9 protein-coding genes are annotated in these 16319 nt (G+C 66.2%); 1 reads left to right on the top strand and 8 read right to left on the bottom strand.

Annotation, left to right across the window (positions count from 1 at the left end):
• Positions 1-31: 31 nt before the first annotated feature.
• Positions 32-4552, bottom strand: coding sequence for a glutamate synthase large subunit (gltB, locus tag K7H93_RS10695; RefSeq protein WP_230783589.1), 4521 nt, complete (start codon positions 4550-4552; stop codon positions 32-34).
• On the bottom strand, positions 4549-5988 hold the full coding sequence (locus K7H93_RS10690; RefSeq protein ID WP_420840383.1) for an NAD(P)-dependent oxidoreductase: 1440 nt from the start codon (positions 5986-5988) through the stop codon (positions 4549-4551). The genes gltB and K7H93_RS10690 overlap by 4 nt, the downstream gene beginning before the upstream one ends.
• 224 nt (positions 5989-6212) lie before the next feature.
• Here K7H93_RS10690 and K7H93_RS10685 point away from each other — a divergent pair, with 224 nt between their 5' ends.
• Positions 6213-8066 (top strand): gamma-glutamyltransferase family protein, encoded by a 1854-nt coding sequence (locus K7H93_RS10685; RefSeq protein ID WP_230783587.1) that lies wholly within the window; start codon positions 6213-6215, stop codon positions 8064-8066.
• Positions 8067-8108: 42 nt separating this feature from the next.
• Here the strand turns inward: K7H93_RS10685 and ppc are convergent, their stop codons facing one another.
• From ppc to zwf, 6 genes are read right to left on the bottom strand one after another with little or no spacing between them, the layout of a single operon-like run.
• Positions 8109-10775 carry a phosphoenolpyruvate carboxylase gene (gene ppc / locus K7H93_RS10680; protein WP_338080319.1) on the bottom strand — a complete coding sequence of 889 codons (2667 nt, stop codon included), beginning with the start codon at positions 10773-10775 and terminating at the stop codon, positions 8109-8111.
• A 29-nt stretch (positions 10776-10804) separates the two neighbouring features.
• Positions 10805-11413, bottom strand: coding sequence for a bifunctional 4-hydroxy-2-oxoglutarate aldolase/2-dehydro-3-deoxy-phosphogluconate aldolase (locus K7H93_RS10675; RefSeq protein WP_230783586.1), 609 nt, complete (start codon positions 11411-11413; stop codon positions 10805-10807).
• On the bottom strand, positions 11410-12387 hold the full coding sequence (gene glk / locus K7H93_RS10670) for a glucokinase (protein ID WP_230783585.1): 978 nt from the start codon (positions 12385-12387) through the stop codon (positions 11410-11412). The genes K7H93_RS10675 and glk overlap by 4 nt, the downstream gene beginning before the upstream one ends.
• The gene (edd, locus tag K7H93_RS10665) at positions 12384-14204 is read right to left on the bottom strand and encodes a phosphogluconate dehydratase (protein WP_230783584.1); all 1821 of its coding nucleotides are present in this window, start codon (positions 14202-14204) and stop codon (positions 12384-12386) included. The genes glk and edd overlap by 4 nt, the downstream gene beginning before the upstream one ends.
• Positions 14201-14818, bottom strand: coding sequence for a 6-phosphogluconolactonase (locus tag K7H93_RS10660; protein ID WP_230783583.1), 618 nt, complete (start codon positions 14816-14818; stop codon positions 14201-14203). Before K7H93_RS10660 ends, edd begins: the two co-directional genes overlap by 4 nt.
• Positions 14811-16259, bottom strand: coding sequence for a glucose-6-phosphate dehydrogenase (gene zwf, locus K7H93_RS10655; RefSeq protein ID WP_230783582.1), 1449 nt, complete (start codon positions 16257-16259; stop codon positions 14811-14813). Before zwf ends, K7H93_RS10660 begins: the two co-directional genes overlap by 8 nt.
• Positions 16260-16319 lie beyond the last annotated feature (60 nt).

Raw genomic sequence — 16319 nt, 5'->3', positions numbered from 1 at the left:
ACCGAAATCGGCACGACTTGCCGGGCAAGGCTTATTCCGCCGCTTCGACGGTCTCGATCGAGTCGGTCAGCGGGTGGGAGAGCTTGCCGATCATGTCTTTCGGGCAAACCTGCCAGACACTTGCGAGCGTGTTTTCCCACCGGTCGAGCAGGCCGCGCGCATAGGCGCTGCCGGTCAGTTCCACGTGGCGCTCGACCAGATCACGCAGATGCGTGCGCCAGTGCTCGCTCGCAATCCGCTGCCACAGGATCGAGCCGGGATTGGCGAGTTTCGGGAACATGCCGTTCTCATCCAGAACGAAAGCCATCCCCCCGGTCATTCCGGCACCGAAATTGGCACCGACCGGACCGAGGAAGACTGCGCTGCCGCCGGTCATGTATTCGCAGCCATTGGCACCGCATCCCTCGACTACGGTCACCGCGCCCGAATTGCGCACCGCAAACCGCTCGCCCGCCTTGCCCGCTGCAAACAGCGCACCCGAGGTCGCGCCATACAGCGCGGTGTTGCCGATGATGCCGTTGTGCTGGCTTTCGCGCGCGACGCCTGCGGGCGGATGCACGACGATCTCGCCGCCTGACAGGCCCTTGCCGACATAGTCGTTGGCATCCCCTTCGATCCGAAGACGGATACCGCGCGCGAGGAATGCGCCAAGCGACTGGCCCGCCTGACCGGTCAGATAGAGATCGATCGTGCCGTCGGGCAGACCGTCCGGTCCGTGGCGGGTGACCACCTCGGACGACAGGCGCGTGCCGACCGCGCGGTGCACGTTGCGTACCGGCAGATGCAGCGTCGTCTGCGTGCCGTTCTCCAGCGCGTCGCGCAGGTCGCCGAGCACCTCGGCGTCGAGGCTGTCGGGCACCGGGTTGCGATGTTCAGGGATCGAGAACACGCGCGGCTCGTCCGTCTGCACCTTCTGTAGGATCGGATTGAGGTCGAGATCGTCGAGATGCTCCGCCCCGCGGCTAACCTGCCGCAAGAGCTCGGTCCGTCCGATAACCTCTTCCAGAGAGGATACGCCCAGCTTGGCGAGGATGCGGCGGACGTCTTCGGCAAGGAAATCCATCAGTTGGATGACCTTTTCCGGGCTGCCGTCGAACATCGCGCGCAGGCGCGGGTCCTGTGTGCAAACCCCAACCGGGCATGTGTTCGAGTGGCACTGGCGGACCATGATGCAGCCCATCGCGACCAGGCTCATCGTCCCGATGCCGAACTCTTCCGCGCCCAGGATCGCGCCAATCACGATCTCGCGCCCGGTCTTCAGGCCACCGTCCACGCGCAACTTCACCTTGTGGCGCAAGCCATTGAGTGCGAGCACCTGGTTGACCTCGGCCAGACCCATTTCCCAAGGCGTGCCGGCGAACTTGATGCTGGTCTGCGGGCTCGCGCCCGTGCCGCCGGTGTGGCCCGAAATCAGGATTGCGTCGGCATGCGCCTTGGCCACGCCAGCCGCAATCGTGCCGATCCCCGCCGCGCTGACCAGCTTTACGCATACGCGCGCACGCGGGTTGATCTGCTTGAGATCGTAAATCAGCTGCGCGAGGTCTTCGATCGAGTAGATGTCGTGATGCGGCGGCGGCGAGATCAGCGTCACGCCGGGCGTCGAGTGACGCAGCTTGGCGATCACCTCGTCCACCTTGAAGCCGGGCAACTGCCCGCCCTCGCCCGGCTTGGCCCCTTGCGCGACCTTGATCTCGATCTCTTCGCAATTGTTGAGGTAGTGCGCGGTGACGCCGAAGCGCCCGCTCGCCACCTGCTTGATCCCGCTATTGGCCAGATCGCCGTTCTCGCGACGGGTGAAGCGTTCGGCGGACTCACCGCCCTCGCCCGAAACCGCCTTGGCCCCGATCCGGTTCATCGCGATCGCCAGCGTCTCGTGCGCTTCTGGCGACAGCGCGCCAAGGCTCATCCCCGGGGTCAGGAAGCGTGTACGGATCACCTCGCCCGGCTCGACCTCGTCGAGCGGCAGCGGTTCGACCGCCTCGTCGATCCCCAGCAGGTCGCGCAGGTAGATCGGCGGCTGGTTCTCGACCGCGTCGACGAAGCGACGCCATTGCTTCTCGTTGCCAGTCGCGCAGGCGGTCTGCAGCGCATGCATGCCCTCCGCGCCCCAGGCGTGCGTTTCCTCGCCATAGCGGCGGCGGTAGAAGCCACCGACCGGCAGCTGCGCATGGCGTCCGCCGAATGCACGGACATGCCGTTTCTCCGCGCTCAGATGCAGCGACGCATAGCCCTCGCCCGAAATCTTGTTCGGCATGCCGGGGAAAAGGTCGGCAGTGATCGCGCGGCTGAGCCCGACGGCCTCGAAATTGTAGCCGCCGCGATAGCTGGAGATGACCGAAACGCCCATCTTGGCCATGATCTTGAGCAGGCCGTCTTCCAGCGAAGTGCGAAAATTGGCCAGCGCCTCTTCGCGCGAGAGATCGCCGTAGAGGCCACGCGCATGGCGAGCGAGCAAGGCACCTTCAGCAAGGTACGGGTTCACCGTGGTCGCACCGACGCCGATCAGCACCGCCAGCGTGTGCGTATCGACGCATTCGGCCGAGCGGACATTGACCGAGGTGAAGCTGCGCAGGCCCACCCGCGTCAGGTGGGTGTGCACGGCTGCGGCGGCGAGGATCATCGGAACGCCGACCCGGTCGGGCCCGGTATTCTCGTCGCTGAGGAAAATCTCCGACTTCCCGCGCCGGACCAGCGCCTCCGCCTCTGCCCGGATCCGCTCGATCGCCTGGCGCAGATCGGCCGGTTCGCCACGTGCGCGGAAGGTGCAGTCGATATCGCCGATCGTGTCGCCGAATCCGGCCCGCAGACGGTCCCACAGGTTCGACGTCAGCACCGGGCTTTCGAGCACCAGCACGGAATCGTTCTGCGCGTCTTCTTCCAAGATGTTCGCGAGATTGGCGAACCGGGTCCGCAGGCTCATCACGTGCCGTTCGCGCAGGGAATCGATCGGCGGGTTGGTCACCTGAGCGAAGTTCTGGCGGAAGAACTGGCTGACATTGCGCGGCATGCCGCTGATCACCGCGAGCGGCGTGTCGTCGCCCATCGAGCCGATCGCTTCCTTGCCGTCGAGCGCCATGGCGTCGAGGATCAGCTCCATATCCTCGTTGGTCATGCCAGCCGCGGTCAGGCGGCGGTCGAGCTGATCGTCGTCGAACGGCGGATCGGCGGGCATGTCGATCTTGGGCAGGTCGTCGCTGTTGCGGAAGCCAGCGACCAGCGCACCGTAATCCGCCTCCCGCGCGATCCGCGCCTTGAGCTCGGCATCGCGCAGCAGGCGGCCCGCCTCCAGATCGATCGCGATCATCTGGCCGGGGCCCAGACGCCCCTTCTCGGCCACGCGGTCCTCTTCCAGCGCAACCATCCCGCTTTCCGAGCCGACCACCAGCAGGCCATCATCGGTGCGGGCAAAGGCCAGCGGACGCAAAGCATTGCGGTCGAGCCCGGCGACCGCCCAATGGCCGTCGGTCATCGCGAGCGCGGCGGGGCCGTCCCACGGCTCCATGACGGATGCCATGTACTGGTACATCGCCCGGTTCTCCGCCGGCATGTCGGCGGAGACCTGCCATGCCTCTGGGATCAGCATCGACTTGGCGGTGGGCATCGCCTTGCCGGAGCGGACCAGCAGCTCGATCGCGGCATCGAGGCTGGCAGTGTCGGACGCGCCGACCGGGATCACCGGCTTGATGTCGTCCGCCGTGCCCGCGAAGGACAGGCTCGCCATCTTGATCTCGTGCGTGCGCATCCAGTTACGGTTGCCGCGGATCGTGTTGATCTCGCCATTATGGGCCAGCGTGCGGAACGGCTGGGCGAGCCACCATTGCGGGAAGGTGTTGGTCGAATAGCGCTGGTGAAGGATCGCCATCCGGCTGGTGACCAGCGGGTCGCGCACGTCGGGATAGAAGGTCGCAAGGCTCTCTGCGAGGAACAGGCCCTTGTAGACGATCGACTGGGCAGAGAGCGAGGCGACATAGAAATCGCGCAGCTGCGCCTCGACGATCCGTCGCTCGATCCGCCGACGCACGATGTAGAGCCGCTTTTCGAACTCATCCAGCGTGCTTTCGGACGGGCTCGGCCCGGCGATCATCACCTGTTCGATTTCCGGGCGGGTTTCCTTCGCCTTGCGCCCGATGACCGAGATATCGACCGGCACCTGCCGCCAGCCATAAACGAACAGCCCGGCGCGGATCAGCTCCGCCTCCACGATCGTACGGCATGCATCCTGCGCGCCCAGATCGGTGCGCGGCAGGAACACCACGCCGACCGCAAGCCGCCCGTCGCGCAGCGAATGGCCGCTCGCGCTGATCGCGCTGGTGAAGAACTCCACCGGCAGGTCGAGCAGCAGGCCCGCGCCATCGCCGGTCTTGCCGTCGGCGTCGACCGCCCCGCGATGCCAGATCGAGGACAGCGCCTCGATCGCGCAATCGACCACGCGGCGCGTCGGCTTGCCCGAAATCTCGCCGATCAGCCCGACGCCGCAGGCATCGTGCTCGCTATCGGCATGGTACATCCCTTCCGCTGCAAGGCGGAGCGCTTCTTCGTGTTGGTTGATCATGCTGCTGCCGCGCTCGGATTGCGTTGCTGGACAAGGTAGGCGTCGATTTTCTCGGCTACATCGCGCCCGTCGCGTACCGCCCAGACGACCAGGCTGGCACCGCGGGAAATGTCCCCCCCTGCGAATACTCCGGGGAGCGAGGTCATCATGTCCTCATCACATTCCAGCGTGCCCCAGTCGGTTACGTTGAGACCTTCCTCGCCGAAAATCGCCGGCAGCGGCTCGGGCTCGAAGCCCAGAGCGAGGATCACGAGATCGGCGTCGAGCGCAAAGCTGCTCGACGGGTCGACCACCGGGCGGCGACGGCCATCGGCATCGGGCTCGCCCAGCTCCATCCGGTTGGCCTGCACCCGCTCGGCACGGGTCTCGCCTTGAATCGAGGCGGGGCCGGACAGCCACAGGAACTCGACGCCCTCTTCCTCGGCATGGGCAACCTCGGTGCGGCTGCCGGGCATGTTTTCCCGGTCGCGGCGATAAAGGCACTTCACGCTCTTCGCACCCTGACGAATCGCAGTTCGGACGCAGTCCATGGCGGTATCGCCGCCGCCGATCACGACCACGTCGCGATCCTTCGCGAACAAGCTGCCATCGGCGTGCTCGGCGACCTCGTCACCCAGACCGCTGCGGTTGGAAGCGGTCAGGAAATCGATTGCGCGGACGACACCGTCCTTGTCCGCACCATCGACCGTAAGCTCGCGCGACTGGTAAACGCCGGTGGCGACGAACACCGCATCGTGCCGCTCGCGCAATTCGGCCAGAGTGATATCCTTGCCCACCTCGACACCGCGATGGATGGTAATGCCACCTTCCTCGATCCGTGCGACGCGCCGGTCGACCACGCTCTTGTCGAGCTTGAAGTTGGGGATGCCGTAGATCAGCAGCCCGCCCGCCCGGTCGTGCCGGTCGTAAATCTCGACCTCGTAGCCCGCGACGCGAAGGTATTCCGCAGCGGTCAGCCCGGCGGGCCCCGCACCGATCACGGCGACCGACTGGCCGGTTGGCGTGCCCGGCTCGATCGGTCGCACCCAGCCGTTCTCCCACGCATTGTCGCCGAGGTATTTCTCGACACTGCCGATGGTGACTGCGCCGTGGCCGGAGAACTCGATCACGCAATTGCCTTCGCACAACCGGTCCTGCGGGCAGATCCGGCCGCAAATCTCGGGCATGGTCGAGGTGCGCGAGGACAGGTCGTAGGCCTCTTGCAGGCGCCCCTCGGCGGTCAGGCGCAGCCAGTCGGGAATGTGATTGTGCAGCGGGCAATGGACCTGGCAGTACGGCACGCCGCATTGCGCGCAGCGCCCCGCCTGGGCGCGCGCGGCATCATCCGCAAAGGGCGCACCGATCTCAAGGAAGTCCGCACGGCGGCTATCGGGGGTGCGCTTGGCCGGATAGGCCTGTTGGCGGTCGACAAATTTGTTGGTGACGTTACGTTCGATCGGATCGGCCCAGTTCAAAGCGAAAAGTTTCGGTTTCGGAAAGTCAGCGCCGCATTTGGCGCATCACTCGATCAGCATTGAGGATGCTCCACGAAATTTCAATGCAAATTTGTTGCGCCTGCGAAGAAGCACAGCTTTGCCGGAGCGACCTCGGGTGCGCCCCCTTTTGCTCTTGCCCCGCTTCCCCTAGCGTCAATACCGGCATTTAGGGGAGTAGAGTCGCAATGCGCAAAATTTCGAGTTTTCTGGCTTCGGGCATCGCAGCAGGCGCGCTGATCGCCAGCCCGGCGCTGGCGCAGGACGATCCGCCCCCGCTCAACCCTGCCGACACCGCCGAAAATGCGACGCAGGGAATCGGCGCGGGCGCGCGGCCCGTGGGTGCGGATTGGAGCCGCTCCCCGGTGGCGGCACCGCACGGCATGGCCGCGACCGCGCATCCGCTGGCGACGCAGATCGCGCTCGACATCCTCAAGGCGGGCGGCAGCGCGGTCGACGCGGCAATTGCCGCCAACGCCGCGCTGGGCCTGATGGAGCCGACCGGGAACGGCATCGGCGGCGACCTGTTCGCGATCATCTACGATCCCAAGACCGACAAGCTTTACGGCATCAACGGATCGGGCCGCAGTCCCTCGGGCCAGACTCTCGATCAGCTGAAGGAAAAGCTTGGGCCGGACGCGACCGCAATTCCGCCGGTGGGGCCCTTGCCGATCACCATTCCCGGCACGGTCGATGCCTGGTTCGACATGCACGATCGCTTCGGCAAACTGCCGATGACGCAGATTCTCGCGCCTGCGATCACCTACGCACGCGAAGGGCATCCGGTGGCCCCGGTGATCGCGATGTATCTCGACCGTTCGCTCGCCGCCTACGAGGCGCGGCTCAAGCGGTTCGATTTCGACTTCGACAATGCCCGCGCGACCTGGTTCGCCGACGGAGATGCGCCCAAGCCGGGCGAGATGTTCAAGAACCCCGATCTCGCCAACACGCTGGAGCGGATCGCGCGCAATGGACGCGACGAATATTACGAAGGCGAAACCGCGCGGATCATCGTCGACTATCTGCGCGAACAGGGCAGCGCGTTCACGCTGGCGGACTTCGCCAATCATGACAGCGAGTGGGTCGATGTCTCGTGCGTCGCCTATCGCAAGGGGTACGAGCTGTGCGAACTGCCGCCCAACAGCCAGGGCTTCGCCGCGCTGCAGATGGTCAACATCCTCAAGAATGTGGACCTGTCGCAGTGGGAGCGCGGATCGCCGCAAGTGATCCACTACATCACCGAGGCCAAGCGCCTCGCGTTCGAGGATGTCGCGCGCTTCTACGCCGACCCCGACTTCGCCGCCGCGCCGCAGGCCCTGCTGAGCGATGCCTACGGACGCGATCGGTTCGCGCTGATCGATCCGGAGCGTGCCACGCCCGCTTTCGGGCCGGGTGATCCTGAGGTGGAGCCCAAGCTGGAGGGTGAAGGCGACACCACCTACCTCACCGTGGCAGACAAGGACGGGATGATGGTCAGCCTGATCCAGTCCAATTATCGCGGCATGGGCGGCGGGCTTGTCGCGCCAGGGCTTGGCTTCATGTTCCAGGATCGCGGCGAGCTGTTCAGCCTCGATCCCGAACACCCCAATGCCTACGCACCCAGCAAGCGACCCTTCCACACGATCATTCCGGCCTTCGTAAAGAAAGACGGCAAGCCGTTCATGACGCTGGGGCTGATGGGCGGGGGGATGCAGCCGCAGGGGCACGTGCAGATCCTCATCAACCTCGTCGACTACGGGATGAACCTGCAGGAGGCGGGCGATGCCGCGCGGCTGATGCACGATGGCGGCCGCCAGCCGACCGACGCGCTGGCAGGTAGCGCCGCCGATACCGTGGACATCGACAATCTGGGCGTGCTGATGGTCGAACCCGGCATCCCCATTGCGACCGTGGAGGCACTGCGTGCGATGGGCCACAATGTCGAGGTGGAGACCACCGGCATCCCGTTCGGCGGCTATCAGGCGATCGCCCGCGATGCCGAGAGTGGCGTCTATGTCGGCGCGACCGAGATGCGCAAGGACGGCCAGGCCTCGGGCTATTGAGCGATGGGGCGGGCCTTGTCGGCCCGCCCCTCCTTCACCAATTCAGCCGCTGTTGCGCAGCGCGGTCGCGATCGCGTTGATCGACAGCTGGATGCCCTCGGCAATCCGTTCGTCCGGCTCGCCCGAGCGGTGCCGCTTGAGCAGTTCGACCTGCAGCAGGTTGAGCGGTTCGATATAGGGCAGCCGCAGCCGGATCGACGCATCGAGGCGGGGGGAATTTTCGAGCAGGAAGGACTGCCCGGTCGCATCCAGCAGCGCGTCATGCGTGCGCTGCCATTCGTCGCGGATCGCCCCGAACACGCCCTTCGCCAGATCGCGATCCTCGACCAGTTCGCTATAGCGCTCGGCAATGCCCATGTCGGATTTGGCGAGCACCATTTCCATATTGGCGAGCGCGTTGCGCAGGAACGGCCATTCGCGCGCCATTTCGCGCAGCAGCGCCTTGTCTTCGAACTGCGACAGCGCGGTACCGACGCCGTACCAGCCGGGCAGCATCACGCGCGCCTGGCTCCACGAGAAGACCCAAGGAATCGCGCGCAGATTCTCGATCCGGTCGTCCGACTTGCGGCTCGCCGGGCGCGATCCGATCTTGAGCGTGGCGATCTCCGCGATGGGAGTCATCTGACGGAAGAATCCGACGAACCCATCGGTGCCGTAGACCAGATCGCGATAGGTGCTGAACGCGGTCTCCGAGACCGCATCCATCGCCTCGGCATAGCGGCGATAATCGTCCTGCGGCACCCGTTCGGGCTCCATCGTGGCGAGCATCGCGGCGGTTACCATCGCGTCCAGATTTACCGCAGCGACCTCCGGCGTGCCGTATTTTGCCGCGATCACCTCGCCCTGTTCGGTGATCCGGATGCGCCCGTTGACCGTGCCCGAGGGCTGGCCGCGGATCGCATCGAAGGCGGAGCCGCCACCCCGGCCGACCGAACCGCCGCGCCCGTGGAACAGCTGCATGGTCACGCCCGCTTCGGCAAATACCGGGGCCAGCGCCTCGCTCGCCCGCGCAAGCATCCAGCTGGAGGTCAGATAGCCGCCATCCTTGTTGGAATCGGAATAGCCGATCATCACTTCCTGATGGCCGCGCGCACTGGCCATCGCGGCGACCTCCGGCAGGCCGAAATAGCTGCGCATCACCTCGGGCGCATTCTTCAGGTCGCCGATCGTCTCGAACAGCGGCACCGCCTGGATCGCGCAGTGCGGCGTTTCGCCCGCGCGATACAGGCCCACTTCCTTGAGCAGGATGTGCACTTCGAGCAGGTCGGACACGGTCTCCGCCATCGAGACCACGTATTGCGTGATGCAGTGCGGGCCGAACCGCGCATGTGCCTGCGCAGTCGCCTCGAGGATCGCCAGTTCCTTGGTCGTCTCCTCTCCGTATTCCATCCACTGCGATCGCAGTGGACGCGCGCTGGCGAGTTCGCGGCGCAGCAAGGCTATGCGCGCCTCCTCGTCGAGTGCGGTGTAGTCCTCCTCTACGCCCGCTTTGGCGAGCAATTCGCCCACCACACGCTCGTGCACCGCGCTGTTCTGCCGCAGGTCGAGCGTGGCGAGGTGGAAGCCGAAGGTGCGGACCGCCCGCACCAGCCGCCCGAGCGCGCCCTGCGAGGCGAGCGTCTGGCCGCCCGCCTTCGTCAAGGACCGGGCGACCACCCGCAGATCCTCCTGCAGGCCATCGGGGCTGTCATAGGGCTCGGCCGGGCCGATCGCGGCGCGCGAAGGCTCCTTGCCGACCAGTTCCTCGAAGGTTGCGGCGAGGCGGTTGTAGATGCCGATGATCGCGCGGCGGTAAGGCTCGTCCTGCCGGTGCGAAGACTCGTCACCGCTCGCGTCGGCCAGCCGCGCAAGCTCGGGATCGACCTCGGTCAGCTCGCTCGACAGCGAAAGCTCGCCGCCCAGCTTGTGGAGCGCGTCGAGATAATATTCGATCACGGTTTCCGCAGCGAAGGCCTGCGCGAAACGCAGCGAATCCGCGGTGACATAGGGGTTGCCGTCGCGGTCGCCGCCGATCCAGCTGCCGACCCGGAGGAAGCTGGCCGGGCGGCTGCCCAGTGCGTCTTCCCAGCGGCGATAGAGAACGGGGATCGCGGGCAGGAAGCTGTCGCGCATGAAGGAAACCGCGTTCTCGACCTCGTCGGTCACGAACAGCCGCTCACGCCGCAGCGTGCGGGTGTGCCACAGCAGTGCGATCTGGCGGATGATCGATTCCTCGACATCGTCGCCCTCGGGCGTGGAGATCGCCTGCGCATCGCGCATCCGCATCAGCTCGGCGATCCGTACGCGGTGGTCGATCACGCTCTTGCGGCGCACTTCGGTGGGGTGTGCGGTGAGCACCGGCATCACCAGCGCGTGGTCGAGCATTTCGGAAACCTGCTCGCTCGAAATGCCCTGCTCCTTCAGCGAAGCCAGCGCATCGACGAAGGGCATGTCCTGTTCGGCCATCATCCCCTCGCGGTCTTCCGCAAGGTTGGCGAGCATCGAGAACAGGCCGAAGCCGCGCACGAAGGCGAGCGTATCGTCGAGGTCTAGCTGCCCAAGCCGCAGGTCGACCGGCACCTCGTTGCGATGGCGCTCGACACTGGCGGCGCGGATTTCCTCGGTCCGCTGAAACAGCTGGTCGCCGCCATGTTCGCGGATCACATCGCCCAGTAGCTTGCCGAGATAGCGGATATCGGGGTTTTGCTGGATTGCGGGTCGGGTGGCGATGGAAATTCTCCCTGGGTTGCGGATGCCTACTATACCAATCGGGCCGCAGACTGTGCCCGCGCCCGGATCGCTTCCCGGTCAACCTCGCCCTGCGGCACCAGCCAGCTGCCGCCCACGCACAACACCTGATCGAGCGCGAGCCAGTCGGCGGCGGTTTCCTGTCTTATGCCGCCGGTGGGGCAGAACTTCAGCCCGCCGAACGGGCCTGCCAGTGCCTTGAGCGCAGGAATACCGCCATTGGCCTCTGCCGGGAAGAACTTGAAATGTTCAAGGCCCAGTTCGAGCCCGCGCATGATGTCGCCAGCCGTCGCAACCCCGGGAAGGAAAGGCACCCGCGCGCGAATCGCCGCGCGGCCCAGCGCCTCAGTCAGGCCGGGAGAGACGATGAACTGCGCGCCTGCATCGATCGCGGCCTGCAATTGCTCCTGATCGACGACCGTGCCCGCGCCCACGATCGCGCCGTCGACCTCGCGCATCGCCCGGATCGCGTCGAGAGCGACCGGGGTTCGCAGCGTCACTTCGAGCACGCGCAGGCCGCCTGCAACCAGCGCCTCGGCCATCGGCACCGCATCTTCCAGCCGGTCCACCACCAGCACCGGGATCACCGGCGCGGTGCGCATGATTTCTTCGATCGTCATCCGTGTTCCTTCGCGAAGGCAGCGGCCGCGCCGAACAGGCCCGGCTGGGGGTGGGTGATCAGCTTGACGGGGATCGTGCCCATCAGGTCCGCAAAGCGCCCCTTGGCGCGAAACCGCTCGGCAAAGCCCGATCCCGGGAGGATGTCGCGCAGGCGATAGCCCAGCCCGCCGGCGATCACGACGCCGCCAAAGCCGCCCTGAGCCAGCGCAAAATCACCCGCCGCGCTCCCCAGCGCGAGGCAGAACCGGTCGACGGCAGCGGCGGCAAGGCTGTCGCTGCCCGCCATTCCCGCCTGCCAGATCGCTACATCGTCCATCTCGGCAACCGGCTTTCCTTCGAGCGCGGCGAGCGTTGCGTAGATCTCGACGATGCCGGGGCCGGACACCACCCGCTCCACCGAAACCCGCATGTGGCGTTTGCGCAGGCGGGCGAAGATCGCGTCCTCTATCTGGTCGAGCGGAGCAAAATCGACATGCCCGCCCTCGGTCGCCTGCACCCGGTAGCCACTGGAATCGCGCCACAAATGCGCAACGCCCAGCCCTGTGCCGGGGCCGAGCACACTCAGCGTGCCCTCCGCAGCGAGTGGCTGGTCGGGGCCTGCAAGACGAAGAAACTGGTCATCCGGCGCCTGCGCCACGGCATGGGAGACCGCCGCGAAATCGTTCACCAGAGTGTAGCGCGACGCGCCGAGCTTTTCCTTTATCAGCGCGGGGCGGATCACCCACGGATTATTGGTGAAGCGGATCGCATCGCCGCTCGTCCGGCCCGCAATTGCGAGGCTTACCGCGTCGGGCAGGTGGCCGCCTTTGCGCGCGCGATAATCCTCCCACGCGGTCTGAAAACTCACGTGATCGGCGGTGTGGAGCGTCTCCGGCTCGTCGAGCGAGATCGCTCCATCCTCGGCGATGGTCGCGATGGCGAAGCGCGCGTGGGTGCCGCCGATATCGACCGCGACCAGCTGGCTTTCGCTCACAGCCCCGCCTCGGCGAGCATCGCAGAGCCGCCCTTTTCCGCCGGATCGGAGTAGCGGCGCATCATCGCGAACAGCTCGCGGCCAGTGCCCCGTGCTTCCGGCGGAGCCTCCGCCTGCTCGCGCGCGGCCCATTCACCAGCGTCCACAAGCGCACTCAGCGTGCCTTCAAGCGCACACACGCGCACCAGGTCGCCGTCGCGCAGCTTACCGAGGGGGCCACCGAGATACGCCTCGGGCGAGACGTGGATCGCGGAGGGGACCTTGCCGCTCGCGCCCGACATTCGGCCGTCGGTGACCAGCGCGACCTTGTAGCCACGGTCCTGTAGGACTCCCAGGGGCGAGCTCAGCTTGTGCAATTCGGGCATGCCGTTCGCCGCCGGGCCCTGGAAGCGGACGACGACGACCACGTCGCGGTCCAGCTCGCCCGCCTTGAAGGCTTCGGCGACCTGATGCTGGGTGGAGAACACGCGTGCCGGTGCCTCGATCGTGCGATGCTCGGGCGCGACTGCACTGACTTTCATCGTGGCGCGGCCGAGATTGCCGGCGAGCAACGCGAGGCCCCCGTCGGACTGGAACGGATCGGAGACCGGCTTGAGCAGAGTATCGTCGCGCGACTGCTCCGCGCCCGGCTTCCACACCAGAGCATCCTCTTCGATGAAGGGCTCCTGCGCGCCTTCCTCCAGCGATGCGCCGTAGACCGTGCGGATGTCGGGATGCGCCAGCCCTGCGCCGAGCAGTTCACGGATCACGAAGGGCATGCCACCCGCCGCGTGGAAGTAGTTTATGTCGCCTGCGCCGTTGGGATAGACGCTGGCGATCAGCGGGACGACATTGCTCAGCTCGTCCATATCGTCCCAGTCGATCGCGATGCCCGCCGCGCGCGCGATCGCGGGGATGTGGAGCATGTGATTGGTCGAGCCGCCGGTGGCGAGCAGGCCGATGGTGGCGTTGACAATCGCCTTCTCATCGATGCACGCACCCAGCGGACGGTAATCATCGCCCTGCCAGCCGATCTCCGTGACCCGGTGCACCGCCGCGCGGGTCAATTCCTGGCGCAGCTTGTTGCCCGGATTGACGAAGCTGGAGCCGGGCATGTGCAGCCCCATCATCTCCATCATCATCTGGTTGGAATTGGCCGTGCCGTAGAAGGTGCAGGTGCCCGCGCCGTGATAGCTGGCGCTTTCCGCCTCCAGCAGTTCCTCCTCGCCCAACTTGCCCTCGGCATAGAGCTGGCGGACGCGGATCTTCTCTTTGTTGGCGAGGCCAGAGGGCATCGGCCCGGCAGGCACCAGAATGGTCGGCAGATGGCCGAAACGCAACGCGCCGATCAGCAGGCCGGGCACGATCTTGTCGCAGATGCCCAGCAGCAGCGCGCCTTCGAACATGCCGTGGCTGAGGCCGACTGCCGTGCCCATCGCGATCACATCGCGGCTGAACAGTGACAGCTCCATCGAATCCTGCCCCTGCGTCACCCCGTCGCACATCGCGGGCACCCCGCCTGCGACCTGCGCGGTGGCGCCGCGTTCGCGCGCGAAAATCTTGATCTGCTCGGGATAGCGGCCGTAGGGCTGATGCGCGCTGAGCATGTCGTTATAGGCGGTGACGATGCCGATATTCATCGCCTGCCCGCTCTTGATCGCGGCCTTGTCCTCCCCGCTCGCAGCAAAGCCGTGCGCGAGATTGCCGCAGGAGAGCGAGGGGCGGTGGACGCCCTCTTCCCGCGCGCGCTCGATCAGGTCGAGATAGCGCGCCCGCCCGTCGCGCGAACGCTCCACGATCCGGTCGGTGACGCGGGCGACGGTGTCGTTCAGTGTCATTGCGCGCTCCAGTAGATGGTCACAGGGCCGCTCGCCTCGCGCAGGAAGCGCGCGACCGGCAGGTCACTTGCACAATCCTGCGCCCGCTCGATCACCTGCTTCTTGTCCGCTCCGCGCAGCACGATGATGCTCTCACGCGGGGCCTTGGTCAGCGCGGCGAAATTCATGCTCAGACGCGGGAACGGCGCTTCGGGGGGAAGCGGATCGGGCACGGTGCGGATCACCGCGCGTCCGGGGCGGTCTTCGGCCTGCATCTGTGGGAACAGCGAGGCGATGTGCCCATCCGTTCCCATGCCCAGCCACAACAGGTCGAGATCGGGCACTGCCATGCCCTCTTCCAATGCGACGATCCGCGCCCCGCTGTCGCCCAGCGCACGCTCCAGCTTCGCCTGATTGCTCGCCTCGTGATCGCGCGGCACCTGCCGGTCGTCGCCCAGCATGATCGTCGCCCCGCTCCAGTCGAGCCCGCGCTCCGCCAGTTCGGCGAAGATCGCCACCGGGGTCGATCCGCCGGGCACCGCGATCACCGGCGCATCGCTGGCCCCCACCACGCGTTCGATATGGTCGGCCACCGCCTTGGCGGAGCCATCGGGTGCCCAGCGCAGATCACTCATGCCAGGTCACCCCGTCACGCTCGGTCAGAGCGATCGCCGCACTCGGCCCCCAGCTGCCCGCGCCGTAGCGCTTGGGCGGAGCGTCTTCCTTCGCCCAGATTGCGCGGATGCCGTCGACCCAGCGCCACTGCGCCTCGACCTCGTCACGGCGCACGAACAGCGTCGGGTCGCCATCGATCAGGTCGAGCAGCAGCCGCTCGTAGGCGATCCGGCGGCGGGCCTTGGCGAAGGCATGGGTCAGCGAGAGGTCCAGCGGCACTTCGCGCAAGGTCACGCCTTCGCGGTCCATGCTGGGCTGCTTGGCCATCACCATCAGCCGCACGTATTCCTCGGGCTGCAGGCGGATCACCAGCCGGTTCGCATCCAGCCGCCCGCCGCGCCCGGCAAAGATATTGTGCGGCACGCATTTGAACTGGATCACGATCTCGCTGCGCCGCTCGGTCATGCGCTTGCCGGTGCGCAGGTAGAAGGGCACGCCCTGCCAGCGCCAGCTATCGACATGCGCCTTGATCGCGACGAAGGTTTCGGTGTCGGACGCCTCGCCCAGATCGTCGGCATAGCCTTCCACCGCCTCGCCCTGCACGGCCCCGCTGCCATACTGGCCGCGGACCATTTCCTCGGGCGAAACCGGGCGCAGCGATCGCAGCACCTTGACCTTCTCGTCGCGCACGCTGGCCGCGTCGTAATCGACCGGCGGCTCCATCGCGATCAGCGCAAGCAGCTGGAGCATGTGGTTCTGGACCATGTCGCGCAGCGCGCCGGTCTCGTCGTAGAAGCCGTGCCGCCCTTCCAGACCCACCGTCTCGCTGATGGTGATCTGCACATGGTCGATGTGGTTGGCGTTCCACAGCGGTTCGAACATCATGTTGGCGAAGCGCAGCGCCATCAGGTTTTGGACCGTTTCCTTGCCCAGATAGTGGTCGATGCGGAAAATCCGGTCTTCGGCGAAGGCGCTGGCGACCGCATCGTTGATCTTGGCCGAACTGGCGAGATCATTGCCGAGCGGCTTTTCCAGCCCGATCCGCACATTGTCGCCCGCCAGCCCGGCGGATTGTAGCCCCTTGATCGTGGGTTCGAACAGGAACGGCGCGGTCGACAGGAAGATCGAGAGCCCGCCCGAGATATCGCCCAGCTTGGCGGCGAGATCGTCAAACCCCTCGATCGTCGATGCGTCGAGCGGCTGGTATTGTAGATGCTTGAGGAAAGAGGCGATCTTGGCCTCGTCCTTGCGGTCATCGGGCAGGTACTGGTCCAGCGCTTCCTTGGCGAGCGTGCGGAACTCCTCGTCGGACAGCTCGCTGCGCGCGGTGCCGACGATCCGCAGATCAGCCGCGATCAGCTCGTCTTCGTGCAACGCGTAGAGCGATGGCAGCAGCATCCGCTTGGCTAGATCGCCGGTCGCCCCGAACAAAAGGAGCGAGGAAGAGGGGTGTCGCTTCAAAAAGGTCGCTCCCTGATAATCGTGCGGCGGAGCAATGTTCCAGCAACCGCCAGACCGCAG

It is taken from the genome of Citromicrobium bathyomarinum (assembly GCF_021021475.1).
Classification (GTDB): Bacteria; Pseudomonadota; Alphaproteobacteria; order Sphingomonadales; family Sphingomonadaceae; genus Alteriqipengyuania; species Alteriqipengyuania bathyomarina.
Note: the sequence above shows the minus strand (reverse complement) of the source record. Positions and strands in the feature narration are given on the sequence as shown.

What these genes read in the sequence shown, in the direction of transcription:
- K7H93_RS10660 (WP_230783583.1), bottom strand. Translation starts at nt 14,818, where the DNA reads ATGAGTGATCTGCGCTGGGCACCCGATGGCTCCGCCAAGGCGGTGGCC.
- edd (WP_230783584.1), bottom strand. Translation starts at nt 14,204, where the DNA reads ATGACACTGAACGACACCGTCGCCCGCGTCACCGACCGGATCGTGGAG.
- gltB (WP_230783589.1), bottom strand. Translation starts at nt 4,552, where the DNA reads ATGATCAACCAACACGAAGAAGCGCTCCGCCTTGCAGCGGAAGGGATG.
- K7H93_RS10675 (WP_230783586.1), bottom strand. Translation starts at nt 11,413, where the DNA reads ATGACGATCGAAGAAATCATGCGCACCGCGCCGGTGATCCCGGTGCTG.
- K7H93_RS10685 (WP_230783587.1), top strand. Translation starts at nt 6,213, where the DNA reads ATGCGCAAAATTTCGAGTTTTCTGGCTTCGGGCATCGCAGCAGGCGCG.